This window comes from Bacillus tequilensis (genome assembly GCF_012225885.1).
Lineage (GTDB): Bacteria > Bacillota > Bacilli > Bacillales > Bacillaceae > Bacillus > Bacillus tequilensis.
In genome coordinates this window covers 520707-547639 of sequence record NZ_CP048852.1, presented here as the reverse complement: position 1 = coordinate 547639, position 26933 = coordinate 520707, and the positions used below count along the sequence as shown (strand labels likewise).

At 35.4% G+C, this 26933-nt stretch carries 28 protein-coding genes and 4 pseudogenes; 14 read left to right on the top strand and 18 right to left on the bottom strand.

Going from position 1 to position 26933, the window contains the following annotated elements; genetic code table 11:
* Window positions 1-60: 60 nt before the first annotated feature.
* The gene (locus G4P54_RS02870; RefSeq protein WP_167871710.1) at window positions 61-771 is read left to right on the top strand and encodes a YdeJ family lipoprotein; all 711 of its coding nucleotides are present in this window, start codon (window positions 61-63) and stop codon (window positions 769-771) included.
* A gap of 415 nt (window positions 772-1186) precedes the next feature.
* Here G4P54_RS02870 and G4P54_RS02865 read toward each other — a convergent pair whose 3' ends face one another.
* From G4P54_RS02865 to cspC (G4P54_RS02850), 4 genes are all read right to left on the bottom strand, one after another.
* Complete coding sequence (locus G4P54_RS02865) at window positions 1187-1774, bottom strand: YdeI/OmpD-associated family protein (protein ID WP_167871709.1); 588 nt, start codon at window positions 1772-1774, stop codon at window positions 1187-1189.
* A 365-nt stretch (window positions 1775-2139) separates the two neighbouring features.
* On the bottom strand, window positions 2140-2517 hold the full coding sequence (locus G4P54_RS02860) for a hypothetical protein (protein WP_167871708.1): 378 nt from the start codon (window positions 2515-2517) through the stop codon (window positions 2140-2142).
* A 252-nt stretch (window positions 2518-2769) separates the two neighbouring features.
* Window positions 2770-3291 carry a streptothricin N-acetyltransferase SatA gene (satA, locus tag G4P54_RS02855; protein WP_167871707.1) on the bottom strand — a complete coding sequence of 174 codons (522 nt, stop codon included), beginning with the start codon at window positions 3289-3291 and terminating at the stop codon, window positions 2770-2772.
* A 684-nt stretch (window positions 3292-3975) separates the two neighbouring features.
* Window positions 3976-4179: a cold shock protein CspC gene (gene cspC / locus G4P54_RS02850; protein ID WP_024714418.1), complete on the bottom strand. Its 204-nt coding sequence runs from the start codon at window positions 4177-4179 to the stop codon at window positions 3976-3978.
* 827 nt (window positions 4180-5006) lie between these two features.
* Between cspC (G4P54_RS02850) and G4P54_RS02845 the strand changes: the two genes are divergently transcribed.
* From G4P54_RS02845 to G4P54_RS02825, 5 genes are all read left to right on the top strand, one after another.
* Complete coding sequence (locus tag G4P54_RS02845) at window positions 5007-5324, top strand: winged helix-turn-helix transcriptional regulator (protein ID WP_024714420.1); 318 nt, start codon at window positions 5007-5009, stop codon at window positions 5322-5324.
* A gap of 71 nt (window positions 5325-5395) precedes the next feature.
* A complete protein-coding gene (locus tag G4P54_RS02840; protein WP_024714421.1) occupies window positions 5396-6031 on the top strand; it encodes an FMN-dependent NADH-azoreductase in 636 nt (211 codons plus the stop codon).
* 613 nt (window positions 6032-6644) lie between these two features.
* The gene (locus G4P54_RS02835; RefSeq protein WP_024714422.1) at window positions 6645-7496 is read left to right on the top strand and encodes a RhaT/GlcU family sugar-proton symporter; all 852 of its coding nucleotides are present in this window, start codon (window positions 6645-6647) and stop codon (window positions 7494-7496) included.
* Window positions 7497-7560: 64 nt separating this feature from the next.
* Complete coding sequence (gene gdh / locus G4P54_RS02830; RefSeq protein WP_024714423.1) at window positions 7561-8346, top strand: glucose 1-dehydrogenase; 786 nt, start codon at window positions 7561-7563, stop codon at window positions 8344-8346.
* Window positions 8347-8632: 286 nt separating this feature from the next.
* A complete protein-coding gene (locus G4P54_RS02825) occupies window positions 8633-9094 on the top strand; it encodes a CarD family transcriptional regulator (protein ID WP_167871706.1) in 462 nt (153 codons plus the stop codon).
* 722 nt (window positions 9095-9816) lie between these two features.
* On the opposite strand, the gene cspC (G4P54_RS02820) is transcribed toward G4P54_RS02825, so the two are convergent.
* Window positions 9817-10020 (bottom strand): cold shock protein CspC, encoded by a 204-nt coding sequence (cspC, locus tag G4P54_RS02820; protein WP_003156143.1) that lies wholly within the window; start codon window positions 10018-10020, stop codon window positions 9817-9819.
* A gap of 947 nt (window positions 10021-10967) precedes the next feature.
* Here cspC (G4P54_RS02820) and desA point away from each other — a divergent pair.
* Window positions 10968-11996, top strand: a complete 1029-nt coding sequence (gene desA, locus G4P54_RS02815) for a Delta(5) desaturase DesA (protein ID WP_167871705.1) — start codon at window positions 10968-10970, stop codon at window positions 11994-11996.
* Between the two features lie 505 nt (window positions 11997-12501).
* On the opposite strand, the gene G4P54_RS02810 is transcribed toward desA, so the two are convergent.
* The 6 genes and pseudogenes from G4P54_RS02810 to G4P54_RS21595 all read right to left on the bottom strand — a co-directional run.
* The gene (locus G4P54_RS02810; protein ID WP_240939721.1) at window positions 12502-12738 is read right to left on the bottom strand and encodes a hypothetical protein; all 237 of its coding nucleotides are present in this window, start codon (window positions 12736-12738) and stop codon (window positions 12502-12504) included.
* A 110-nt stretch (window positions 12739-12848) separates the two neighbouring features.
* Window positions 12849-12974: an asparaginase domain-containing protein gene (locus G4P54_RS21600; protein WP_167871704.1), complete on the bottom strand. Its 126-nt coding sequence runs from the start codon at window positions 12972-12974 to the stop codon at window positions 12849-12851.
* Between the two features lie 32 nt (window positions 12975-13006).
* Window positions 13007-14110, bottom strand: coding sequence for a threonine synthase (locus G4P54_RS02800; protein WP_024714426.1), 1104 nt, complete (start codon window positions 14108-14110; stop codon window positions 13007-13009).
* Between the two features lie 73 nt (window positions 14111-14183).
* Entirely contained in the window at window positions 14184-14558 is a 375-nt protein-coding gene (locus G4P54_RS02795) for a RidA family protein (RefSeq protein WP_024714427.1), read from the bottom strand.
* A 10-nt stretch (window positions 14559-14568) separates the two neighbouring features.
* Complete coding sequence (locus G4P54_RS02790) at window positions 14569-15219, bottom strand: helix-turn-helix transcriptional regulator (RefSeq protein WP_167871703.1); 651 nt, start codon at window positions 15217-15219, stop codon at window positions 14569-14571.
* Window positions 15220-15498: 279 nt separating this feature from the next.
* Window positions 15499-16128, bottom strand: a pseudogene (locus G4P54_RS21595) (tetratricopeptide repeat protein); the annotation flags it as partial.
* Window positions 16129-16324: 196 nt separating this feature from the next.
* Here G4P54_RS21595 and G4P54_RS02785 point away from each other — a divergent pair.
* Window positions 16325-16639 (top strand): YfzA family protein, encoded by a 315-nt coding sequence (locus tag G4P54_RS02785; protein WP_024714430.1) that lies wholly within the window; start codon window positions 16325-16327, stop codon window positions 16637-16639.
* A 111-nt stretch (window positions 16640-16750) separates the two neighbouring features.
* A pseudogene (locus G4P54_RS02780) lies at window positions 16751-16969 on the top strand (tyrosine-type recombinase/integrase); the annotation flags it as partial.
* 155 nt (window positions 16970-17124) lie between these two features.
* Here G4P54_RS02780 and G4P54_RS02775 read toward each other — a convergent pair.
* A complete protein-coding gene (locus tag G4P54_RS02775; RefSeq protein ID WP_167871702.1) occupies window positions 17125-17565 on the bottom strand; it encodes a MarR family winged helix-turn-helix transcriptional regulator in 441 nt (146 codons plus the stop codon).
* A gap of 434 nt (window positions 17566-17999) precedes the next feature.
* Here G4P54_RS02775 and G4P54_RS02770 point away from each other — a divergent pair, with 434 nt between their 5' ends.
* The 3 genes from G4P54_RS02770 (at window position 18000) to G4P54_RS02760 (ending at window position 19788) form a co-directional block, all read left to right on the top strand.
* Window positions 18000-18419, top strand: a complete 420-nt coding sequence (locus tag G4P54_RS02770; RefSeq protein ID WP_167871701.1) for an organic hydroperoxide resistance protein — start codon at window positions 18000-18002, stop codon at window positions 18417-18419.
* Window positions 18420-18488: 69 nt separating this feature from the next.
* Window positions 18489-19436 (top strand): alpha/beta hydrolase, encoded by a 948-nt coding sequence (locus G4P54_RS02765; RefSeq protein ID WP_167871700.1) that lies wholly within the window; start codon window positions 18489-18491, stop codon window positions 19434-19436.
* 148 nt (window positions 19437-19584) lie between these two features.
* Window positions 19585-19788 (top strand): hypothetical protein, encoded by a 204-nt coding sequence (locus G4P54_RS02760; protein ID WP_240939720.1) that lies wholly within the window; start codon window positions 19585-19587, stop codon window positions 19786-19788.
* A 341-nt stretch (window positions 19789-20129) separates the two neighbouring features.
* On the opposite strand, the gene G4P54_RS02755 is transcribed toward G4P54_RS02760, so the two are convergent.
* The 4 genes and pseudogenes from G4P54_RS02755 to ydfI form a co-directional block, all read right to left on the bottom strand.
* The gene (locus tag G4P54_RS02755; RefSeq protein WP_240939718.1) at window positions 20130-20348 is read right to left on the bottom strand and encodes a hypothetical protein; all 219 of its coding nucleotides are present in this window, start codon (window positions 20346-20348) and stop codon (window positions 20130-20132) included.
* Between the two features lie 286 nt (window positions 20349-20634).
* Window positions 20635-21666 carry an acyltransferase family protein gene (locus tag G4P54_RS02750; protein WP_167871699.1) on the bottom strand — a complete coding sequence of 344 codons (1032 nt, stop codon included), beginning with the start codon at window positions 21664-21666 and terminating at the stop codon, window positions 20635-20637.
* A gap of 248 nt (window positions 21667-21914) precedes the next feature.
* Window positions 21915-24089 (bottom strand): MMPL family transporter, encoded by a 2175-nt coding sequence (locus G4P54_RS02745; RefSeq protein ID WP_167871698.1) that lies wholly within the window; start codon window positions 24087-24089, stop codon window positions 21915-21917.
* 106 nt (window positions 24090-24195) lie between these two features.
* Window positions 24196-24492 (bottom strand): annotated as a pseudogene (gene ydfI, locus G4P54_RS02740) (two-component system response regulator YdfI); the annotation flags it as partial.
* A gap of 146 nt (window positions 24493-24638) precedes the next feature.
* Between ydfI and G4P54_RS02735 the strand changes: the two are divergent.
* Together G4P54_RS02735 and G4P54_RS21185 are read left to right on the top strand one after the other, a co-directional pair.
* On the top strand, window positions 24639-24776 hold the full coding sequence (locus G4P54_RS02735) for a hypothetical protein (RefSeq protein WP_167871448.1): 138 nt from the start codon (window positions 24639-24641) through the stop codon (window positions 24774-24776).
* Between the two features lie 23 nt (window positions 24777-24799).
* A complete protein-coding gene (locus G4P54_RS21185) occupies window positions 24800-24970 on the top strand; it encodes a hypothetical protein (RefSeq protein WP_240939717.1) in 171 nt (56 codons plus the stop codon).
* A 271-nt stretch (window positions 24971-25241) separates the two neighbouring features.
* Here G4P54_RS21185 and tmrB read toward each other — a convergent pair.
* Together tmrB and G4P54_RS02725 are read right to left on the bottom strand one after the other, a co-directional pair.
* Window positions 25242-25834: pseudogene (gene tmrB, locus G4P54_RS02730) on the bottom strand (tunicamycin resistance ATP-binding TmrB).
* An 84-nt stretch (window positions 25835-25918) separates the two neighbouring features.
* Window positions 25919-26278: a cystatin-like fold lipoprotein gene (locus G4P54_RS02725; RefSeq protein WP_420809524.1), complete on the bottom strand. Its 360-nt coding sequence runs from the start codon at window positions 26276-26278 to the stop codon at window positions 25919-25921.
* Between the last annotated feature and the right edge of the window lie 655 nt (window positions 26279-26933).

Genomic DNA, 26933 nt, shown 5'->3' with positions numbered 1-26933 from the left:
TAATATTTAGTTGTGTAAACTGATGAAGCTGAAACCGAGGTAATGGAGAGGAATGAAAGAATGAAGAAACTTAGCAAGATATTTTACAGTCATGCTGCCTTGCTTCTGCTCGCTTTATTGCTTGCAGGATGTACGGGCAGTAAGGACGAAGAGTCAAAACAGCCTTCAAAACATGATGCTGCCCATTCTGACAAAAATGATAATGGGACTGAAGATAGCACCAACATACGCAAAGAGGAAACAGAGCCAACAACAGAATCAGAAAAAGCCGCAGCTAAGGCTTCAACTGAAAATGCATCAAAAGAATCCACAACGAATGAATCAAGCAAAACCTCTTCTGAAAAAGTGAAAAATGTGGAGAAAGGCAAAGAGGGCAATGGATTGGCTGCATATTCATCTGAGAAAATCGAGTATGCCCGTGTTTGGCTGCAACTTGGGCCCAACCAAGAATTAGATGAATTGAATGTTCGGCACATTTCAGCTGGTGAACCGATCAATCCTAATGATGACACCAGTGCCAGCTATCCAGAAGATGTGATCCAGTTGGCAGGTTCCAGGTTAGTAGATGGATCAGTTACCTATAGCGGCAATGGAGATGGCACAATCAATATATACAATGTTCCTTTACGCTGGGATTCCGCAGCTGATTTAGATCAAGGCGTCATGCGGAAAGAGACTGAGAATATCATTAAAAACACAAAAAAAGTGTACGTTAATACTGGCGACGATCAAAAAATCAAGCGACTCATAGACATTATGATTATTCATTAATCAGTATCATGTGTCTGCAACAGACACATGATACTTTTTCACGCCTATCTTTTTATCAATAATGGTTAGTTATTTTTATATTTACAAAGTTTGGAGTGTAATCACTTGCTTAAAAATCTGCCTATCCTATTGGCTCTTTCATCAGTCGGAGTCATTCTATTAGTTATGAGCCTAACTGTTGCATTATCAGTTACTTTGGGCTGGATCGTCTTATTACTGGGTGTTGCTTTAGAATTTTATAGCGCTGTATGTCTAGTGGCATACAATGCTAATCTAAAGAAACATCTCAGCAGAAAGTAAATGATGTCTTCAGAAAAACAAGCATATCATTCCTATGCTTGTTTTTTTCTGCCTTATGAGCAGAATAAACTTCCATAATTTATTCCTCAGCAATACCTGAAAGCCAAACTATAAACTAATCCTTTAATCCCTTTCCATCAAGAATTTTCTCCACATATTTTTCAACCCTTGCTTCTCTAGTTTTTGATTGTTTGGCTTGAGAAAAATAAAAAATGTATGCTCTTTGCCGCCCCGGGGTCAATGCTTCAAAAGCTGTTTTTAAGGCGGGAATTTCATCGAATTTGTTTTCAAGCTCTTCAGGAATGATCAACTCCGTATTCTTTTTCACTTGCAACCCGGCCTTTTCAACTTCAATGGCTTCATGAATATAGTCTTTCAAGATGGTTTCCATTTCAACGATTTCCTGGACATTGATAAACCGAATCTGGCGCGCCGCCTGTACATTCTCCGTTTGTTGGATGAGAATCCCATAGGCATCCTGCAGCAAGGCACCTTTGTGAAACAGAAGCGCGCAATATTCTTTAAATCCATGTATTAAAACGATATTTTTATTATTAAACGTGTAACAAGGATGCATCCACTTCAATTCTTCGGTCAGCTCACAGTCAAGAACGATGGATCTCAACTTCTCATATTCGTCCTTCCACGTTGCAGCTTTACTTAAAAATTCGTCAACCTTAGGATTCGTTCTGTTATTTGTCATGAGGAACCTCCTGTTCATTTTTTGACATACGATCGTTGTTTATTCTCCGATATCAAGCGGCAGGTTCAAACTTTATTATGTATTCAATAGATTAAGCTTAAGGTTAAGATTATGCAATCACAAAAGGAAGACTTGGACATGCTTTTATGAAACAACATTGATATTTATGGATAAGAAACTGCTGATCGCTTAGATGAACAATTTGCGCTCTGACATTTAGGGAATATTATGCCCTGTAACTTTGCTTTCCGATCCTAAAAGCATCAGTCAATAAGAACTATAATGTCCCCAACCTATAAACCTGCAAAAAAAAGAAAGCTTCTTTCCCCGAGATTAAGGATAAAGCCCTCTCACCTTGTTGTCAGCTATGATTGAACTTTTTTATTTCTTCCAATGAGTAAGGTTACCACAACACTTGCTATGCTGACTAACGTTCCTGCAATAGAAACAAGAATAGTCAAAGCACCATTAGGAATAAGAAATCCAATGGGTATCAGCCCCAGAAAAGTTAAAACGATAAAACATTGATATACTCCAGAAATGATTCTTACAACCCGGTGGCCAAAAAAGGACATGGCTAATGGGGGTATGAATAAAAAGACAACGATTCCAATCGATATCACTAAGAGAATAGGCTGATCAAATGAAATGACGTTATCTCCAGGGGAATCTTTAGCAGCCACCAGCACAACAGCAATAGACATCATAAGCGTAAGAAAAACCAGACAAAACCTTTTTAACAACGTGATAACCCCTTTTTAATAAATGTACTCAAAATCAGTATTTTTCACATTTTATTTTATTCAATGAAAAATAGAATATGAATACAATTCTATTTTTCATTGATTCTTCTCATGATCCGAACAATATCAAACATTCTTATTCGCGGTTTATTCAATCGACGTATTTTTAGCCTCAAACGACATAATTTCTGAGGCTTCCCCTTTTTAACTTAAATGCCACTTAATTAAAACTCATACAACCTTAAGCAACAATTAAAATTTACAGTACCAAAAAATCGCAATTTCATTTGCTGTTGGAAAGTTGGAATAAAGCATCGTATCGACCGCACCTATGACAAAGTGATGTTTAGCATAAAAATGACAAGCTGAAACATTAATATCTTGTGTTTCAAGCATTAGACCGCACAAGTGATTCTCCTTTGCCCATTCAATCGCTTTATGTAACAATGCTGTTCCGACACCATTTTTTCGATAATTTTTTGCAACGGCAATGTCCTCTATTAGCGCATACCCATTCCAATTAGAACGAAGCTTAATCCGGCCGACGCAGCTGCTTTCAACATAATAAAAAAAGACAACTTTCCCTTCTTCATCAACGTAACTGGCATCAATTTCGTCATCTTCATACTTCTTGAAATAAGGCTTCGAAAATAGTTCCTCGGTATATGTCCAAACATTGTTTTCAAATGCAGGTACAATTCTCCCAAAAACAGCGAAAGGTTCGTTTGGTTTATTGAAGTCTTTCATATTTAATTGAGTCATTTTAATGATCATATCAATCTCCTTCCAAACGAGATTATATTTTATACTTCCATGATATGTTATTTCACAAATAAATCAATAACGCTTTTCAATCCTCAAGCTTTGTGAAAACCGCTTTTCATTAAGCCGTCCGTCAGTTTCAGCAGCAAACATTTTTCTGTTCTGAAGCAGGAAGCATGAAGAAGATGTCATTCAGCAAAAACATCAATATAAAACCTGGTGCAAACAAAGAAGATACCAATATCATTTGGTATCTTCTTTGGTAGTTCGAGTCCCTCAACCTAATAAAAACATATCACTGGTTATGAAAGCTTGTTTTCATTATACGCTCTATCCCCATTTTCATCATTTCTATATGTTTTCACGAATACGGTGAAAAATCTGTGATTAAATTTTGCCCATATGTCATTGATAGCAAATCATGAACTCCTAAATGAACGGGCAGGTTACTGAAAAAAGAAAGAATAACATGCAGTTGTATTAAGAACATAAAAACAAATAATTTATATACATTCCGCATTTTGTCAATCCAGTATGTTATACTGTAAACAAACCTTTGAAGTTTAAACCTTTTTCTATTACCTTGTACCATCTCTCCCTACTCGAACGTTGAGTGGGGTTTTTTATTAAGTATTGTACAGAGAACATAAAAAAACAGGCCCTTTATAAAGAGCCTGTTTGTATAACGATTGAAGATTAAACAGTTTTTTGAACGTTAGCAGCTTGAGCTCCGCGAGCACCTTGCTCAACGTCAAATGTTACTTTTTGACCTTCGTCTAAAGATTTGAATCCGTCGCTTTGAATGGCAGAAAAGTGTACGAATACATCGTCTCCATTTTCACGTTCGATAAATCCAAAACCTTTTTCTGCATTAAACCATTTAACTGTACCTTGTTCCATTTTTGTTGCCTCCTAGTGTGTTACCACAATGTATTACTATCCTTGCCCAAAGTATCATCAAGACGAAAAGTCAATATTCATACTATCCTTTACACGAACAAAAATAACTCCCCTTTATAATAGCACGAACCGGAAATAACTGCAAGTTAATATTATGTTCCATTTATGGTATTATTCGTTAGGTAAGTCAATCAAATTACTTGCTACAATAAATTGACATCGCAATGTCTGATTTCGTAAATATTTATGCTTCTCAAAAGCACTGATCATCTATTTCTTTCGCTTTCATATAAGGTTGCGTTTCATTTATTCGTAACAAGATTATACGGAATACCTAAGGGAGCTGAACTCTAGTTCTAAATCAGCGTTTTCCGAACATATAAAAATCTGAAGCATCTCTACAGAAGCTTCAAGATTTGATTCTTCATGGAATACGCTTTTTCCAGCCCCCATAACGATATGTATTTCGTAAGTATAATCATCACTTTTTTCCACTAAAGCCTTCGTGAAGCATTTCATTTCCCTCCTATGTTTATTTATTTAACCATTACAAATACTCATTTTGTTTTTCTACACTTAAGTTATTGAATTATTTCCCTTAAACAGCCACATCTTGTTACCAATAAAATATATTTCATTTCATAATCATAATTTGACTATTTTAGAAAATTATTTGATACTAAAAGGAACTAAGGGTATAAAAAGTAACTAAAAAAAGAGATATCAACCTTTTTAATTCAAAGTACCCAAATACTTTTCCATTATTTTTGTTACAATAAATGCATAAGTTATTTTTCATCCATATTTATTGAAGGAGGACTTATAATATGGGAGAGTCGAAAGATTTACAACCTAAAGTAGAAAAAAGCTTCGAGATAATTGGGAAAAAGTGGACAGGGTTAATTATTTATGTGCTAATGAGTGGACCTAAGCGCTTTAGTGAATTAAGTGAGAGCATGCCTTCCTTAAGTAGAAGGATATTAACTGAACGGATTAAAGAATTAGAAGAACAGGGAATTATTGTACGAAATGTAATCCCCGATCGTCCGATACGTTCTGAGTACTCTTTAACTCAAAAAGGAACAGAATTAGGAAAAATATTAGGACCGATTAGTCAATGGGCGGAAAGCTGGGTCAAGGATTGACCGTTCTTTTAGAATCTATGCCAATAAACACAACGTTATTGTTAATAATCTAATAAGGAAGGAAGATCTCCATGTCTAATGTTCTCTATATAACAGCACATCCTCTGCCTGAAGATGAATCACTCAGCATGACCGTAGGCAAAGAATTCATTGAAAGTTACAAGCAAACACATCCTGATGATGATGTTGTCCATTTAGATTTATATCAAGCTGATATTCCTTATCTAGACGCAGATGTATTTAATGGTTGGAAAAAACTTCGCTCTCAAGCTTCACTTCAAGATTTATCAACGGATGAACGGTTAAAAGTCGCCCGTTTAGCTGAATTAGGCGGACAGTTTTTGTTAGCTGATAAATATATTTTTGTAACACCTATGTGGAATTTTTCCGTTCCAGCCATCATGAAGACCTATATTGACGCAATCGCAGTGTCAGGTAAAACCTTCAAGTATACTAAAGAAGGTTCAAAAGGATTACTAAAAGGAAAAAAAGCTCTCCATATACAATCTCGAGGAGACATCTACTCACATGGTCCTGAAATGGAAAGAGAGATGGGAAACCGATACTTAGAAGCCGTTATGGATTTTTTTGGTGTCAAATCTTTTGAAAGTATTATTATTGAAGGGCAAATGAAGTTTCCAGAACAAGCTCCTCAAATTAAAGATAAAGCAATTCAACAAGCCAAAGAGATGGCTAAACAATTTTAATCCAAAACATAGTAAGGCCTTGAACCTTTTCAAGGCCTTCAAATGTCTACAAGCTTTTTTGTTTTATCCCTCTTCATATAAAATAGCTCCCTCATGCCTCTAACCTGCTTGATTTATACGACTGTACCCTTTATGGTCGATTGTTGAGTGCGTATTGAATTTACTTCTTTATATGTCTCACTAAATGAATTTTGTATGATCGTAAGAATATGTTGCCATATATAATATTTCTGCCATTTTTTGAGTCTCGCCTTTCTTTTTTATATGTTGGTTAACAAACCACACATAACACATGCGATAAAATAACCTAAGTAACCATTAGTAACTTAGATTAGTTTTTTTCGTTGTAACTGAATTTTTCTTTTGGAATCAGATTTCATATAGATTAACCTTTTTTATTATTTCAGACCCGAAATATTAAAAATAAAACCTTATTCTATAAGGTTTTATTTTAATTTGATATAGAAAGATTTATTCGAAGAACTAATCAGAAACGCAAAATAAAATCATTGACTATTTTAGTTACCTAAGTTACTATTAGTAACGTAAAGTGACGAAACAAAACTAGCCACTTTTAATACATCAAGGGTTTGGGAAAGAAGGTTTGGATCAAATGGATATTTTCTTAGCCATTCTTCCTGCAGTATTTTGGGGAAGTATCGTCCTCTTCAATGTCAAGTTAGGCGGAGGACCTTATAGTCAAACACTTGGAACAACGATTGGAGCACTGATCTTTTCAGCTGTTACCTATCTCGTTATCCATCCTGTATTGACGCCTTTTATCTTTATTGTAGGAATCGTTTCTGGGTTGTTTTGGGCTGTTGGACAAAGTAATCAGTTAAAAACCATTGAATATATTGGTGTTTCTAAAACGATGCCAATTTCAACAGGTATGCAGCTCGTATCAACAGCTTTGTTTGGGGTGATTGTTTTTCATGAATGGTCAACAGTCACTACAGTTCTATTGGGAATACTAGCCCTCCTTTTTATCGTGATTGGGATTGTGTTAACCTCTCTTGAAAGAAAAAAAAGCGAAGAGCAATCTGGGCAATTTAAGAAGGGCATTATCACACTCATCATATCTACGATTGGATATTTAGTATATGTTGTCGTTGCACGTTTGTTTAACGTTGATGGCTGGGTAGCTTTATTCCCTCAAGCTATTGGTATGTTTATTGGCGGACTCATCCTCACTTATAAACATAAACCTTTTAATAAATACACAATTCGTAACATTATACCTGGTCTTATATGGGCTGCGGGTAATATGTTCTTATTTATTTCCCAACCTAAGGTAGGGGTAGCGACAAGTTTTTCACTATCACAAATGGGAATTGTCGTTTCAACGCTTGGAGGTATCTTCTTACTAGGCGAAAAGAAAACAAAACGTCAACTGATTTCGATTTCACTTGGCATTGTGCTCATTATTTTGGGTGGAGTGCTGCTGGGAATAGCAAAAAGTTAAAATACATTTCGAGCTAACAGTAATATATCTAAAAAATAATCGTTAGAATCAGGAGGAACTGATCATGTATAAAGATTTAAAAGATAAAGTAGTTGTGATTACAGGCGGATCTACAGGCCTAGGACGTGCAATGGCTGTTCGCTTCGGTCAAGAACAAGCTAAAGTGGTCATTAACTATCGCAATAATGAAAATGAAGCCTTAGAAGCTAAAAAAGAAGTGGAAGCAGCAGGCGGACAAGCTATTATTGTACGTGGTGATGTAACAGTAGAAGAAGATGTCATCAACCTTGTACAAACAGCTATAAAAGAATTTGGCACTTTGAATGTAATGATTAACAATGCAGGTGTTGAAAACCCTGTACCTTCTCATGAACTTTCTTTAGACAATTGGAATAAAGTAATTGACACGAACTTAACAGGAGCCTTCCTTGGCAGCCGTGAAGCGATTAAATACTTTGTAGAAAATGATATTAAAGGGAATGTCATTAACATGTCTAGTGTACATGAAATGATTCCTTGGCCGCTATTTGTTCACTATGCAGCGAGTAAAGGCGGTATGAAGCTAATGACAGAAACATTGGCACTTGAATATGCACCGAAAGGAATTCGCGTGAACAATATTGGACCAGGAGCAATGAACACACCAATCAATGCTGAAAAATTTGCAGATCCGGTACAACGTGCAGATGTTGAAAGCATGATCCCAATGGGTTACATTGGTAAACCAGAAGAAGTAGCCTCTGTAGCAGCATTCTTAGCATCTTCTGAAGCAAGTTATGTAACCGGTATTACACTCTTTGCAGATGGCGGTATGACGAAATATCCTTCTTTCCAAGCTGGAAGAGGTTAATAAAAATAAGGCCTTAAGGCTTTAGAGAAATAAAAAATAGAAGTCTGGGACACTGAACTTATAGCACTAGTGCTGTTTGTTCGGTGTCCTTTTTTATATCCTTTCAAACTTTTTTCAGAGCAATTATCACGTTATTATGATATTTAACACGATCATAAAAATTTTCACTTGTTTTTTCAGAAAGTTATTGACACTAAAAAACCGATCATGTTATTATTAAAAATTTGATATCCCATTCCATGTATGGTAATCTTAAGTTGAGTTACCATATATGGAGGTGGATTATATGTTTCAAATTGGCGATAGGATTGTTTATCCAATGCACGGAGCAGGTATAATTGAAGCCATAGAAGAAAAAGAAATCTTAGAGGAAAAACAACACTATTATGTCATAAAAATGTCAATCAGTAATATGACAGTTATGATTCCAACGCGTAAAATATTGAGTTCAAATATACGACCAGTTACTGATATACTTGCATTAAAACACATTATGTACATTTTTCAGCATGGAGAATCAGATAAGTTACTGCCGTGGAAACAAAGGTATAAAGTAAACACAGACAAAATAAAAACGGGTAAAATACAAGAAGGTGCTGAAGTTGTGCGTGATTTAATGCGTTTGAAGAAAGAAAAAGCACTTAATGCAAGCGAAAAAAAAATGTTGGATAATGCATATGAATTTTTGATTAGTGAACTGGAAGTCATAAAAGGAATCACTGAAAATCAAATAAAAAGTTTCTGTTAAGGTTAATTATAGATAATGTTTTGCATTCCAAAAAGCACCCTTTAATTTTCATAATATTACGATTAAGGGTAAACATTTCAAAAACGTTTAACTTCTTCAACTTACTTTAGAACATTAACCTCTTTTATTATCCCTACAATCTAATCTGTTTCAAAATTTCTTCAACGAACATTTGAAGTTTTATCAAAACACTCAATGAAATAGTCACTTGGTTTTTGTAATCCTGATTCACACTGGCACGGACAAGGAGCCGTAAGGATGGAAGAGAGGCAGGGCTTTCATTGTTTTAGGTCTAAGTGATTGTTTCCAGAAGAAAAAGTAATTACTCTCCTCTCTATCTTTAAGAATTTCTTACATCTGCTGCGACAGTGAGAGATATGCGAGTTGTAATAACTAAATATATGGTCAACAATAAAAAATGAAGAAATTTCTAGATATCATTCATTTCATCTTGTACTTAAATTAACAGGCAGGTTACTGAAAAAAAGAATAACATGCAGTTACATCGAGAACAGAAAAACAAATAATTTATATACATTCCGCATTTTGTCAATCCAGTATGTTATACTGTAAACAAACCTTTGAAGTTTAAACCTTTTTCTATTACCTTGTACCATCTCTCCCTACTCGAACGTTGAGTAGGGTTTTTTATTAAGTATTATACACAGAACAGAAAAAAACAGGCCCTATATAAAGAGCCTGTTTGTATAAACGATTGAAGATTAAGCAGTTTTTTGAACGTTAGCAGCTTGAGCTCCGCGAGCACCTTGCTCAACGTCAAACGTTACTTTTTGACCTTCGTCTAAAGATTTGAATCCGTCACTTTGGATTGCAGAAAAGTGTACGAATACATCGTCTCCATTTTCACGTTCGATAAATCCAAAACCTTTTTCTGCATTAAACCATTTAACTGTACCTTGTTCCATTTTTGTTGCCTCCTCGTGTGTTACCACACATTCTGTTACTATCCTTGCCCAAAGTATCATCAAGACGAAAAGTCAATATTCATACTATCCTTTACACGAACAAAAATAATTCTCCTTTATCATAGCACGAAACGGAAATAACTGCAAATTAGTATTATGTTTCATTCATGGTTTTATTATTTGTTAAACATGTAGATACCAGTGCAAAATAAGATGCCTATTAATAACTATGCTTTGAAAACACCGTGAAAATGAATCACAAGTGTCTTCAAACCTTTTTCTTGGCTAAATAGTACTTCACTATTGATTGTTAAAGATTTTTTAAAAAAGTTCAGCTGTTTCTCGTTCGAGTGCAATGATGTTCTTTTAAAAGCAGAGCTGCTCGCTGGTAAAGCTTGTTTCTGCAGATGTTTTCAAACGGTCACTCATGGTATATCCCCATTTGCCAAGGTGCTCATAAAAATAGAGCTTAATCATAAATCATCTTCCTTTCCAAAGCCTTTTTAATTAAGAAACAAGGAAATTCAAGCTGAATAGTAAATGGGCTTCTAGCTCTCTTTACCTTGTCTCTCAAAAATCAATCAATATTTTCTTAATGTTTGCTCCTCAAACAATCCATGTTCACGGTCTAATTAAACTGATTCCCATAGAGACCAGGGAGAGAGTTTAGCTCGATAAAAGGCTGGGTATAATCTTCATACGCTTTGTATCTCGGTTGGCTCTGCTAATTGAGCTTTCAATCAGTTTTCGCAATCCCAATCATTTTACAGTGGGATCGGAAAACGGATTCATTTAACAGCTTTTGAAAAGGATCCTTAGCTGGCGGGCAAGTTATAACAAAACCATGATACTTATCATATATGGAGTATGACAGCTGGGACTTCAAAGGCTATAAAACGTTTTCTATACTTAGATTAAAAACAGCAGGGAAGGGGAAACTTTTAAGAATGAATAAACAAAATCTAAGGACTTTGAGAAAAATGGTTACCCCTTATGAAAAGTCCGATTCACAAAAAAGTATTTATCAAATCATAAACACATTGGTGCCATTTTTCCTGTTATGGTGTTTGGCATATAAGAGCTTGTCGATTTCTTATATCCTTACATTAACGATTTCTGTCCTTGCGGCAGGTTTTTTAGTGAGAACTTTCATTATCTTTCATGATTGCTGCCACTATTCCTTTTTTAAGAACAGAAAGGCGAATCGAATTCTTGGAACAATAACAGGAATTCTAACTCTGCATCCTTTTGATCATTGGGCACACGATCATTCTATCCACCATGCGACAAGCAGCAACCTGGACAAACGCGGTACAGGCGATATTTGGGTACTGACCGTTGAGGAATATAAGGAAGCCTCAACTAAGACAAAAATAATGTACCGTTTGTACAGAAATCCGTTTGTTATGTTTATTATCGGACCGATTTACGTCTTTGGGATTACTAATCGTTTTAATCGTAAAGGGGCAACACGCAAAGAACGGATGAATACGTATGTAACGAACCTGGGGATCGTCGCTTTGGCAGCACTTTTATGTTGGGCTATTGGCTGGAAAAACTTTCTGCTGATCCAGACGCCAATTTTTATGATATCGGGATCCCTCGGAATTTGGATGTTTTATATTCAGCATACGTTTGAGGATTCATATTTCGAAGAAGATGAGCATTGGGAATATGTAAAAGCAGCAGTTGAAGGAAGCTCTTTTTATAAGCTTCCAAAAGTCATGCAATGGTTAACAGGCAATATCGGTTTCCATCATGTTCATCATTTAAGCCCAAGAGTCCCAAACTATAAGCTTGAAATCGTACATAACAACACTGAACCATTGCAAAACGTGCCGACCATCACACTGACAACAAGTATTAAGTCGTTAAAGTTCCGCCTCTGGGATGAAGAAAGCAAAAAATTTGTTGGTTTTAACCACTTAAAAAAAACTTCTAAAAGCCAAGTACCAGATCGGCTAAGAACGGATTAAATAAACTCCATAATCGATGATAATGGGCAGTGTATCTTACAGAATAAAAGTGCAGACTCGCGCAAAGTTTTTGTGCAGAGGTCAGCACTTTTTTAATGCCAAATGTACTTGCAACAAAAAATACCAAAGGTGATTAAATCCTTGGTATTATCGGGATGCGGCCGAGAGGACTTGAATATCCACGGGTTATTCACCCACTAGGCCCTCAACATAGTAAATCTTTAACATTGGTTATGAAAGCTTGTTTTCATTACACTCCGTAACTTCTCGTTATACCATTTCTATATGTTTATACGAATTATGGTTAAAAAATGGTGAATCAAAACATAATGATATCAATCTGTCCATACGGTAAACGTCAAAATCCATTCTATGTTTTTATTCTCTAAGGAACATTTAAAAATTAGTATATCATACTGTTGAATCTCATTTTTATCATTTGTTAAGCTTAATGCTAGCATAAGAAGAATCCGTGCTTTTGTGGGATTTCATGATTCAGATACGACTATCCGAGTTGATTATCCATATCAGTACGGCTAACAATTCCCCTATTGAGTCGAGATGACCGTATGACGGTAACCCCGTTGTTTAACGCATCATGAATTTCAACTTCTGCTTGTTTAGAAATAGTATAGCCTTCAGCCGTAGCTACAATAATTCCTTTTGCACCTGCTTGTACCGCTGCGTCATATAAATAACGATTATCCCCTTGATGCGCATATATAATCGAAACCTTAGACAACTCGTTGATTAACCTTACGTCAAAGGCTGTTTCGGTAGTATGGCGATAGGTAATATCTTTATAAAAATAGTAAACCTCTCCTCCAACAATTGAGCCAATGTATCCTTGTTTCAGGCCTTAAACGGGTCTACCGTTGCAGTGTTCGTTTTTGTTATAAAACGTGCGGATCCAATACGATCATTGAGAACAACAAGCACACCTTTTCCATGTGATTTTTTATCACAATCAACTTTCACACCATTATAAATGTTTAACAGGCCTTCTGGATTTATTTTGATTTAATACCTGCGCCACAAAGAGGTATGATTATTTTTTCTTCTGGTGCCTTTTTATACTTGATGTAGCCAGCATAGTTTACTGCTGATGTCACTTCCACATAAAATCCTTTCGTACTCAGTTTTGCTCGTGCACTCAGAATCTCATCTTCTTCAATATCAATAAACGTACCATTGGTATTACGTACAGCTTCTAAAATTTGTTTGGAACGCGCTGGTGCAGCAATAGATATCCCTTCCGCTAAAGTACCTTTATTTGCAACGGGTTGTGCTGATTCCTCCCCGGTTTGGTAAGCTTTCACAAGGGGCGCACAGTTCTCCGCTTGAATGGCAACGATTTTCGGTATTTTATCAATTAATCCATTTTCAAATAACTCTTTAAAGCCATAGTACGCACCTAGGAGAAGCGTACCGTTTCCAACCGGAATAATTAAAGCATCAGGCGCACCATTTAATTGTTCATAAATTTCATAGGCATATGTTTTCGTTCCTTCATAAAAATAAGGATTATACACATGACTTGCGTAAAAAACTTTTTCTTCGTCTACAGCTTTTTGTGCTGCGGCTGCAATGTCCTCTCGTGTACCACGAATCTTTTTAATCGTTGCTCCGTGGGCTTTTATTTGAGCAATCTTTTTGGGTGAAGTTTCATCACTTAGATATATATCACAGGCAATATTACAACGTGCTGCATAAGCTGCAATAGCCGTTCCTGCATTACCACTGCTATCAGCAATTACTTTTGATACCCCTAATTCTTTTGCCTTTGTCATCAAAACAACGGCTCCTCGATCTTTAAAGGATAATGTAGGCATCATATAATCAACTTTTACATACGTATTGGTCTCGATATGGTCTAGAACGATTAAAGGTGATTGACCTTCACCCATTGTCACGGATTCCCATGTCTTCGAATCTTTTGCGAATGGCATGGTTTCAAAATAACGCCATAATGAGTTTGGATAGTTATTCCAAGCTGCAATATCAACTTTTGGGGTATCTTTTACTATGTTTAATACTCCGCCACATTCACATTTCCATAAAGTTGGTGTAATATCATGCTTTTTACCACAACTGTTACAAACAAATTGTTTCATCATTTATCAATCCTTTCGAATAATTTTTTATACAAATTAGATTTTTTTATACGATATAGACAAAAAAATATAACTAAATATATGCAATAGCATCAATTTCAATTTTGAATCCAAAATGTAATTCATTAGTTGGTACAACGGTACGAGCTGGTTTATGGTCACCGAAAAATTCCTTACACACAGCATCTGCTTTATCCCATAATTTCACATCTGGAATATATAATGTTATACGCAAAATCTTCTCTTTTTTACTTCCAGCTGCTTCTACAATCATTTCCACATTCTTAAGTGCTTGTAGTGTTTCTTCTTCGATGGTGCCAAATTTTCTTTCACAGGTTTCTGGATGAATAGCAAATTGCCCTGATACATAGACAGTGTTCTGATGAGCTGTTGCCAATGCATAGTGTCCATTTGATTTTAGATTTCCTACTTCAAAGATGCTTTTCATTTGATTCCCCTTAACTTGATTTATTTTTGATTTCATCCAAATAACTATAAACTGTTACTTTGGATATACCTAACAAAGATGCGACCTTCTCAACAGATCCTTTCATTAGAAAAATGCCTTTTTCGTCCATAAATCTTATTAATTCAATCTTTTCATGACGTTTCATGACTGGATGAACACTGTTTTGAATAATTTGTTGAATCAATTGATCCACTATTCCTTCAACATTTTCAATATCATCATCTGATTTTGTTTCATTCTCCTGAACTTCAACTTGTGTAGAAAGAAAAGTATTCATAAATTGTTGCATTTGATTCAGTGCTTCAACATCAAAATTTATGCAGAAAGCACCAATCACTTTTTGCTTGGAATCACGTATTAACGAAGTCGAAGAACGAATCGTACGCTTATCTTCTGTTACAAATGTATAACCTGCAAGATAATCTTCTTTAAAATCTTCTGATTGTAATACAGTCTTTACTAGGTGATCAAATGATTGACCGATTTCTCTTCCTGTAACATGGTTATTTACTGTAAACATTACAGAGGCTTGAGGGTTCGTCAAATCATGAATAACGACTTCACAGTTTGATCCAAACATTTTTGCAGTAGATTTTGCTATAGGGATAAAACTCTCTAATACTTTCTTAATTTCTTCCACGTCTAATTACCTCATTTTTTAAAATTCCACCCAATTGTATATTTTTTTATACAAAAAGGCAATATGTAGATTTTTTTATATATTCGACAGGAACATTTTTTTCCATACAATCATCAATAAAAAGCTTTTAGCAACTCCAGACTATCTCATTTTGCAGATGAAGACACTACTCCAAATGGTGGTTTCAAAATTGCCGCAGATCGAGTTGGTGCATAAAGAGGGAGGGGAGTTGACCCTTTCTTTTTTTCGAATAACTCTTCTTGCTTCTTTCTCTAACTCTTTACCCTGCAAATAATATTCCTGAGCAACATTAAAATTATTTCTTTTCGCCTCCACATGAGCCATAGCAAATAAAGCTTTTGTTAAAAAGATGTGTTCAGATTTTCCGAAAATTCTAATTGATACATCTAGATGATTAGCCGCTTTATCAAATCCTTTAATTCCTCATAACAAATTCCAATATTCATGTGAGACATACCAATGAAATGATCAATCTTTATCTCCTCTGCAATATCTTTAAAAATTGCTGTAAAGTCATTTCAAACTCAAAAGAATCAATCAAATTACCCGCTGCAATAAATTAACATCGCATTGTCTGAAAAGCATATTCATCATATTTCTTAAATATTTTCAGTGCTCGATTAGCATAGTTCATTGAGAAATAAGTCTGTTTCATATCATAATAAACGTACGACACTTTGAAGAAAAATTCTGCCCTCTCTAATTCATCCTCAACCTGATATAACTTAGATTCAGCAATCCTATAAGCACTTATAGCAGTTGTTAACTCTTTTCGTCTAAATTCGTGCATACCCAAGAAAAAGAAATAATAACATTCAAGCATTCCTGCCAATTGCCCTGCTCTTCTATTTCCTTTATTGTCTCGTAAGCATTATTTAGATCATCTATTTATGTGTTCGAGTCCATTCAACATCAAATGAATACTGTTACTATAAATAACTTGATGATTAAAAGAAACTTAACACAAAATATGGAAACATATGATACACTATAAACAATAGAAAAAGATATTATATTTGAAATTCATTCTTAAATTTTCTGTATTTTAATATAAAATGATATCTAATGCAGGGAGGAATATTAGTTGGCTGAAAAGCAAAAAAGTGTTTCATTTTTTAAAAAATATTGGGTTTCTCAAATTGGTGTATTTTTATTGTCACAGGTGATTTTTATAACATTTGAAACAACAGGATGGTTACCTAATTATAGAGAGATTGATGGGACACTATTTGGGAGAATTACGGAATCGTCTATTTTTATACAATGGTTTACCTTTTATAAAACACCACAATTAAATTTACTTACTGTCTTTTTTGGCGTCTTCTTTCTTGTGCCTGGAATAATAAGTGCATTAAAAAACGTATTTTCACCTAGACACTATAGTAATAGCTCTAGATAACGGTGATTAAAAATAAATTAGTTTAGAAGAGTTTTACTTAGCCTATTGGGTGTGTTCGTTGAACAAGTCAATATCACAAGAATGGAACTTCAATATATTTAGGAGTTCCGTAGCCGAAAAATCAAAACAATTTGTAAAGAAGTAGAACTGATCTGCCTTCATGATCTGAGACATTCACATGTTGCACTATTAATACACCAAGGAGAAGATTACATCACAATAAAGGAACGACTAGGACATGCTTCAATCAAAACAACAATCGATGTTTATGGTCATCTCTTTCCTAATAAACAAAAAGAAACTGCTGATAAGCTGGATGAATTATTCTAACAAGCGGGGTAAAAAGGAGTAAACCACCCTAAAATTAAAAGAGAGCATAAAAAAATACCAGGGGTCTACAACCCTTGGTATCATTGATGCGGCCGAGAGGACTTGAACCTCCACGGGTTATTCACCCACTAGGCCCTCCATCTATATTCATAAAACTATTGCTCAGTTGTCAGCATGTTAAGCAAATTACGAATTTCCTTGTTATAACTTTTAATTTCTTCTTCATTACAACCGGTTTTATCAAATACTGCGTTAGGAATCGATGTGACTTTTTCTTTAAACTCATTCCCTTCAGTTGTTAACGTAATAATTACACTTCGTTCATCCTCTTTTGAACGCTCTCTTATAATAAGACCTCGCTCCTCAAGTCGTTTTAAAACTGGAGTTAATGTTCCGGAGTCTAGATATAATTCTTCGCCTAAACCTTTAACAGATATTTTTTCCTTCTCCCATAAAACAAGAAGAACCAAATACTGTGGATAAGTAATTCCTAATTCTTTTAAGAGAGGATGGTATAACTTTATCATTTCACGGGAAGCTGCATAAATCGCAAAACATAGATGATTACTTAACAGTAATTTATCATCATTCTTCATGTTAAATCCCTCACAATATTTATATTCATTATTACACATAATAGCACAAGAATTACATTAAGTAAAATTGAATGACTAACAATTTAATTAATCATAACTTATATACATGGAAAATCAGAAAGAATCTATCTTTATTTATAACCACCATGTGTTTGAGAGGCTTTCTTATTATTACCGATACTATATTGTTTAGACCGACTCATAGATTTATTGAGCCGCCAATAATATGATCTTCTATTTTCTCAATATGGTTATTATGTACACTAACTTTAAACTGCCGAAAACTGTTCTTTATTTTAGTCTAATCAATAATTTAGAGGATTTTCATTATGAATTTAAATTGAGAACAATTAAATTTTTAAAAATTTAATTGACAACGATAACTATATTGATTAAAATTCAATTGTGTTAAATTTAATTTATAGGAGTGTTTGATGATGACAGTATATTTTACAGCAGAAGCTACAACAAAAGGCGGAAGAGAAGGTCATGTAAAATCTAATGATCTTATTATTGATTTGGATTTAGCTATGCCAAAACCAAATCAAGCATCCACGGCTACAAATCCAGAACAATTATTTGCGGCAGGCTATTCAGCTTGTTATGACAGTGCTCTTCATTTAGCAGCCCAAAGACAACGATTAAAAATCGAATCAGCTGTTACTGGTAAAGTAAGTTTATTAAAAGATGAAAGTGATAATGGTTATAAAATCGGAGTTGTTTTGGAGGTGGAAATTCAAGGGGTATCTCAAGAGCAAGCGGAAGAATTAACCCATGCAGCTCATCAAGTATGTCCATATTCTAAAGCTACTCGCGGAAATATTGATGTACAAATCATTACAACAGCAATGTAAGACGAAAGATGCCAAGATCAAAAGGTAATGGAATAAAAGTTACCAACCTTCAAATAAGGAGTGAGATCTATGTTAAAAAAAGTACAATTAGAAAAAGCAGCTCAAGAATTTGCAGAAGCAACCGCAAACCCACCCTATCTATTCGACCTTGGACCTGAGAAAGGACGAGAAGCTGTAGATGAGGTTCAATCTGACCCAATTGATAAACTGCCAGTTGATATTGAAGATATTATGATTTCAGGAGGACCGAGCGGACAGGTATCAGTAAGAATAATGCGCCCACAGAATGCGCCTGCGCACCTTCCTGTCATCGTGTACATTCATGGGGCCGGCTGGGTATTTGGTAATGAGCATACACATGATCGGCTCATCCGTGAGCTCGCAGTTGGAGCACAAGCTGCTATTGTCTTTCCAAATTACACCTTATCTCCAGAAGCAAAATATCCGACAGCCATTGAAGAAATCTTTGCAGTAGTGAAGTGGGCAGCTGAAAATGGCCGTGAGAACGGCATGATTCCCGAGAGTCTAACAATTGCAGGTGATAGTGTTGGAGGCAATATGACTGCTGCTGTCACGCTAATGGCCAAAGCACGAGGTGACTTGAATATCCGACAGCAATTACTTTTCTATCCGGTAACAGACGCTTCTTTCGATACGGAATCCTATCACCAGTTTGCTACAGGATACTTTTTACGCAAGGACGCGATGATGTGGTTTTGGGACCAGTACACAACCAATTCGAACGAGCGTGCTGAAATTACAGCATCACCTCTACGTGCAACTACTGAGCAGCTTCAAGGGCTTCCGCCTGCATTGATTATCACAGCTGAAGCTGATGTACTTCGTGACGAGGGAGAAGCATATGCCAATAAACTTCGTGAAGCCGGTGTTCCGGTCACTGCCGTACGTTTCCAAGGTATCATTCACGATTTCGTGATGCTCAACGCCTTAGCCAAAACTGAAGCTGCGCGCGGAGCAATTGATCTTGCCACAACCTGGTTGCGTAAAGGGTTTTAATGAATCTCTTGTTTCGTCACAACTGCTGCAAATAAATAAAAAACAAACAGATCCACTCCATAATTGAGTGGATCTTATATCTATTCAATCACTTATCGCAAATATATTCACAATCGAGTATGCTTTCTTTTACTTTCGTGAGGATAAATTGAAAAATGCTGAAACTGATGCTCAAACAAATGCTAACTATCATGAATGGAATGAAAAGGCCAATATCATTTATGAATTTGTGATGAAATACAATGATTATATAAAAACTGCACGTGATTATGGTACCGGTGAGATCATTCATATGGTTGAAGTACACACTCTCACTGTTATTGAGGAGAACCTAAGAATTACTGTTAACTGAGGTAATGTTTCTTGACATGTATATGACCATCTATACCCTAATAAACAAAAAGAGATGGCTGACAAATTAGATAACTTACTATAAGTTAATCGACACTTTTGGTCACAAAACACATTTTAAATAAATAAAAAATACCAAGGGTGTCAAAACCCTTGGTATCATTGATGCTAGCCGAGAGAACTTGAATCTCAACGGGTTATTCACCCACTAGGCCCCCAATAAAGTGAAGCTGTGTTTTCTGTTACAAAACCTTTATACAAATGTAAGATTTAAACATGGGAAAAGCAAGCGCTCTTCACCTGCTTTTTAAAGTATTCCTATGAGAGTGTCTTAGCTTTATCTTAAACTTGAAAAATTCTTTTTATTACATTAGGAAATACAAATGACCGCTTGATTTCTTTATTTACTTGTATAATGTCTTTTTGTGTTTTCCCATGCTCTTCCCAAGTGACTTCTACTGTATAATCATTGTTCGTATTTGGTGGATCCGCCATTATCGCTGCTGCTATTTCTTTTGCATTCTTAGGTTCATCTGTTGCGTCACCTGATACTCCAAGCATTTAGTTTTTTTGTCACCAAATCATATGGAATTTTGCTTCTCTTTAAAAAACCCAAGAAAGCTCCCCCATCTATACTGAGTTGTTGGAATATTTACACTAATTTCATTATGGCAAATTAAACATTTCTTGACAAGGGATCAGCGCATAAAAAAGAGCAGACACAAAGTCCACTCAACTATTTAAAGGGCTATATTTATTTCTAAACAGTCGCTTTCAAAATTAAAAAGAATTTTGCTAAAACCAAACATATTAATGATTGAGAAAGCTTAGAATGTCCATTTTAATTTTAAATTGCAGCTTTTCTTTTGGGTTTATTGATCTTCCCGACAAACATATAGCCATATTTAAATTGATTAATAATCCATGATGCGAAGATCGACGCAGCTACTCCAATTACAAAAGTAACTATTAAAGCAAATATCCAACTTGTCTCTTGCAAATTTACGACAGTTAAATGAGCAATCCCCAAAAAGTAACCATGTAATAAATATATTGAGAAAGAGTAAGTGCTTATCTTCATCACAAAGCCTGGAACATTTTTTATCTTTGAGAACAGATGAAAAAACAAAAATACAATGCTAGTAGTGTATAACAAGATATCCGGCCGCTTTGAGGAGACTTCAAAATAACCTAGATACGTATAGGATAAGAGCATGAATGCTGAAAAAGCAGCAAAGACATAAATCCAATAACGAAATTTATGTAAATACGCAATAAATGTCTTGTAATTCTTTCCACAATAATAAGCCAGACAAAAATAAAACAACCACCCAAAAAACGGAATCCATTCTAATGTAAAGGTAGGATTCGGCAGTGATACTGGAAGGTGAAAGAATCTTATACCGTATAAATAACTTGCTGTGAAGAAAAAAGACAAGGGTAACACCCATTTAGGAGAGGCTTTACTTAAAAATGTGTGGAAAAGCATATGAAGTATGTAAAATTGGAAAATGATTAAAACAAAATAACCGATATAGTTTCCTAAAAATATATTTGCAGACATCCTCTTTAAAAATTCTAACATCCCTCCTGCATTATTTTGTGTGATGGTCATCAAGAACGCATCAATCACACCCATGGAAACAAACGGAATAAAAATAAATTTTATTCTTTTTTTCAGAAAACCCTTAGGTGTACCATTAGGATATGAATGAGCTAACAAGAACTCAGAAATAAAAATAAAGCTAGGTGTACTGAACATCAGCAGCGATACCAGTGCCGATGATTCATTCGGCATTGATTGAATAGCAATTGCATGAATTAACACTACACTCAAACAAGATATACACCTAATAAAAAAAATTTCTTTAATTTGCATAGACTGTTCACCTTTCTTATTTGAAATATCATTTAATTCAAAACATGGCATAAATAAATTCTCAATAAAAAGAGTCACTCTATTTAATAATTGCATAGCTTAGTAATAGGTCTTTTGTACAAACTTACCTTTTTATATAAAACCCTATTTTCCAAAGTTTTTAAGAAAATAGGGTTCCATTTAGTTGTTAATATCCATCAATTAATAAATGTCTTGCTCAAAATAAAAATTGATTATAAAGTTTGTTTCTATATGCTTATTTTCTGTATGTTTTCAGATTCTTCCGCTGTCTGTATTTCTTGTGTTAATTGATGTCCTTCTATATCGACATTCGGAATGACCTTGTCTAACCATTTTGGTAAATACCAAGCCGCGTTACCCATCAATTTCATAACACTTGGAATAATGGTCATTCTTACAATAAATGCATCAAATAACACACCGAATGTAAGTGCCAGCCCCATGGCTTTGATAGTACCTTCATGTGAGAAAATAAACCCTGAAAAAACAAATATCATGATTAACCCGGCTGCTATAACAACGGGGCCATTATGTTTCAGCCCTGCTTGAATCGCTTGAATAGGATTTTTTGTTTTAATATATTCTTCACGCATACTGCTAACAAGAAATACTTGATAATCCATTGCTAATCCAAAAAGAATACCGATTACTAGAATTGGCAAGAAAGCAAGGATCGGTCCATTTTGTGGAATTGAAAACAAATGATTTAAATTTCCATCCTGTAATATGAATACAGAAAGTCCAAGCGTAGCCGTCAATGTCAATAAGAAACCGACAACAGCAACTAATGGCACAAGGAGGGAACGGAATACAACTGTCAACAATATGAAAGCAAAACCTACAATTAAAGCAGCGAATATTGGAATTGCATCATTAAGCCGATCAGATATATCAATATTAACTGCAGTCGGACCAGTTACAAGTAAATCGACACCTTTTTTATCACTTAAATTTCTTACATCTTTAACTAAATCCTTAGTAGTTGGATCATTGGGACCTGTTGCAGGCACAACTGTTATTATAGCAAAATCACCTTTTTTATTTGGAATTGGAGGTGTGACGCTTTTAACATGGTCTAGATTTTTAATTTCTTTAACCGCTTCTGCGAATGCTTTGTTTTTGTCTCCTGTAGCACCTCTAGCATCTGCAACAACTGACAGTTGACCGTTAAACCCTTCTCCAAAACCGTCCGCCAATAAATCATAAGCTTTCCTTGCCGGGTTATCCTTAGCATTCATCCCGTCATTTGGTAAACCCAATTCCATATGAAGAGAAGGTATACTAATCACAATTAAGAGGAGGATACCTGATAAACCTATAATGATAGGGTTTTTTGTTACAAATCGTCCCCAGAAACTTATTTCAGAATGTTGCTTTTCATTTTTCTTAGTTGATTTTCCAATTGCATGTCTTCCTATTATTGATAATACTGCAGGTACTAACGTAATAGAGGCCAAAACAGCTGTAAACACACTTAGCGCTGCTGTGAGTCCCATTGTAGATATGAAGGGAATTCCAACCACAGTTAAACCGCATAGAGCTACAATAACCGTAAGACCAGCAAAAACAACTGCACTACCTGCAGTCCCTGTGGCTCTTGCAATAGATTCATTTTTTTGCAAGCCTTCCCCCAAAAACTTCCTGTGCTTTGTAAAGATAAATAATGCATAATCAATTCCAACAGCTAGACCAATCATTGCAGCTAATGAAAGACTGACAGAAGCAATATCGAATACTTGAGTACCAATCAAAATGATTCCAAGACTTGTACCCAATCCAATGATTGCAGTTAGAATAGGTAAACCAGCTAACAGCAAAGAGCCAAAAGTAATAGCTAGTATCACAAAAGCTAAAATAACACCAATGATTTCAGACACACCGCCGACTTCTATCTTAGCTCCAGGCATATCTCCATTTAATTCAGTTTGCAATCCTTTGTCATTAGCTACTGACAAACTATTTTTTATATGTTTAATGGAATAATCCGATATATCATCTGCTGCGACTTTATAATTGACATCAGCATACGCTACTGTTTTATCTTTTGAAATAGTTCCAGTATAAAAAGGAGTCGCAATAGTTTTAACCGAATTATCTTTATTAATTTCTTTTATCGTATCTTCTATTGCCTGTTGAGCCGATTTTGAAGTAAGCTTTTCACCATCTTTAGCTCCAAATATGACTCGAATGCTCCCTTTATGCGGCCCCTGTGGGAACTCCTTATCAAGGACATTTAAAGCTTTCTCTGAAGGTGTATCTGGAATTGACATATCCTCAGAAAAAGCGGGTTTTAACGCAATAGCCAATGCTAGCGTTGCGATTAACAATACCATCCACGCACATATCACTTTGAATTTATTGTGCGAAGACCATTTTCCTAATTTATATAACCAACTAGACATTTTGATCTCCTTTCAAATCATAAATCATTATTTAATAGTAATTTATAATTGCACAAAAAAAAACGTACATTTGGGCATGCACGTTTGGGCAAATTTAAAAACGATACTATATATCTAACGTAAGAAGGCCTTTTTGAATTGCAATTGTCACAGCCTCAGTTCTAGAACTTACACCTAATTTATTGTAAATCGTTGTTAATCTGGATTTCACTGTTCTCTCTGATATTCCTAAATCAAATGCGATTGCTTTACTTTTAAAACCTTGAGCAATGGCTCTTAGAACAATGACTTCCTTTTCAGTAAGCTGCGTATCACTGCTTTGTTTCTTCATCCGCTCCAATTGGATTTCTTTCAGACGCACTAAGATATCAGGCTGCAATAGTACGTTTCCCCTTAGCACTGCAATTCAATAATAAAATTTTAAAAATTTTTAGTCTTGCCCAAAAGTACATTAGGAAGCTTGCCTTTTAGTACGTTTTATTTATTCAACTTTAAAATTAAAATAATAAGAGTATTTATAGAATTTCACCCCCTAGGAGGAGATCTCCCATGAAATCGATTGATCTCATCATTGAATCATTAGAAAGAAAAGGAATCCTAACTGAAAAGACGTTTAAAAACCGCTCTTCTAAATTTCAAAAAGCAGTAAAAAAATTTAATAGAAAAAACGAATTAAGAGGGTTTTGAAGGAAAAGAAAAGAGGATAACGCATGTATTGGACTTTAGGTGGTTTATTATATCTTCTCATCGGTACTTGTATTTTCATTAGAGTCATTAGGAACAGCCAATCAAGTTCTAGGTTACTTCTAATATTAGCAGCTCCATTTATCATTTTTGGTTATCCATACTTCTTTTTAAAGCAGCTTCTTGCTAAACGATAAATCTTATTGTTCTATGTATGTTTTTAACTCAATAAAGTAAGTGTATGATCAATCACAATATAAGCTAATATTACATATACTCATACAAAACAGGTGCTATTTCAGCATTCAGGCAAAAAAGAGAAAGGGTAGATTACCCTCTTTATGTATCAACTCGCTCTGAAGCAATTTTGAAATCAACATTTGAAGCACTGCCTTCACTTGACAAGGGTTCAATGCATAAAAAAAAAGAGCAGACATAAAGTCTACTCGGGCTTTCTGTGCGGAATCTTTATTTAATGCGGATATGATTTAGCTTTACCATCAATCTGTCGGTGAACCTTCGGAGGCCGCCCCTCGTATCAGGGTCTAATGGAAGATTGGCTCTTGCGGCAATGGTTTCTGCCACCTCCTGAATCGACATGTTGTCTGTTTGGAGGTGATCCGCAAAAACTGGTGATGACAACCCTTCAATGCAACGGCCGATTTGTTTGGCGGCCCATGAATTTTTTCCTTCTGCTCTTGTGCGCAGCCGTTTTAACAAGGTTGCCTTTGAAGCCATTAGTGTAAAGTGGTGAACCGTCTGACCGTCATGCCTAAGTCTGCCGATGATCTCATAAAAGTATTCAGGATGTACAATCGTCATAGGCACAATGATGATGCCGCGGTATGTATCGGTCAGAGAGGCTAACAGGCGGTTATTGAACGTCCGCCATAAGGGATAGCTTTGAAAATCGTCTTCCGCGATCTCCGGCGGTATCATGGAGCGCAGCGCAAACCCCATTTCTCAGGATCATACACATAAGATGCTTTCAGCCTTCTGTGCAGTTCGAAGGCGGTTTGTGTTTTTCCAGAACCGAAAGCCCCGTTTATCCAAATGATCATCTCCATTTCTCCCTTCTTATTTATCATAAAAAAAAAGCCTCAGGCTGTAGAGAAAACCTCGAGAGCCTCGTGCAGACATAAAGTCTACTCATTAGTTTTCGTTTCCTTCCCTTTAACTTCTTCATAACCAGGTGTTTTCTTATACAGACCAAGTCGGTCGCCATCACCACCACCCGGCCTATGTGCATTTTCTTCAAAAGAATCTCCAAGCTTCTCATAATAAGAATAGGTAGTAAGCTTGCGAGAACTTTCTTCTGGCTGATAAAACGCAAGTTGAATATACTTCCCGTCATCATATACACGAATTATGGCGTTATCTCTCTTGTACTCATCAGAAGCAGCTCTCATTTCTTTTCTAGCTTTCTTCTCCTGCTTAATTACTTCATTAATTGCATTATCATATTTACTACCGCCGCACGCAGTCAGCAGAAGCAAAGCGAATATATTAAGGAAAATAAAAAGGTTCTTCCAAAAGAGATAGCTGACAAATCATACGACCTACTATAAATAAGTGGACAGTAACAGATAAATTTCTATAAACAAAAAATACCAAGGGTATCTAAACCCTTGGTATCATTGAGATGCGGCTGAGAGGACTTGAACCTCTACGGGTTATTCACCCACTAGGTCCTCAAAAAGTGATGATGTATTGTGAGTCGTAAAAGCGTATAATACCAATGTTTGTTTATTTGGATGATGAATGTTTACAAAGATTTATTCTTATTTGGGAGTAAAAATGGAGTAGTGTTTTTTCATCGCCAGAAAGTTAAATGACATGTCACTGTGCTATTACCCAACCAGACATTTTCTAGAAGGGGGATTTATTTTATGGTTTTTCTGATTTTGCATTAGGTGATTGTTGAGTCTGTTAAAGAGCTTGACTCATTTGGTTCATGGCCTGGTTAGCTTGGAGTGCTTTGTTGAGCTTCGAACAGCTTATTGGATGTTTTGATGAGCTTTTTAATCGGGCTGGTTATTATTTTGTTGTTGAGATGTCCCTAATTGAAAAGCTAACTCCACAACAAAACTCCATTTTTTCACCACTTCACCCTCTTCATATCCAAAAAACCTTTGTTGATAAAAACAATAAGATTATTAG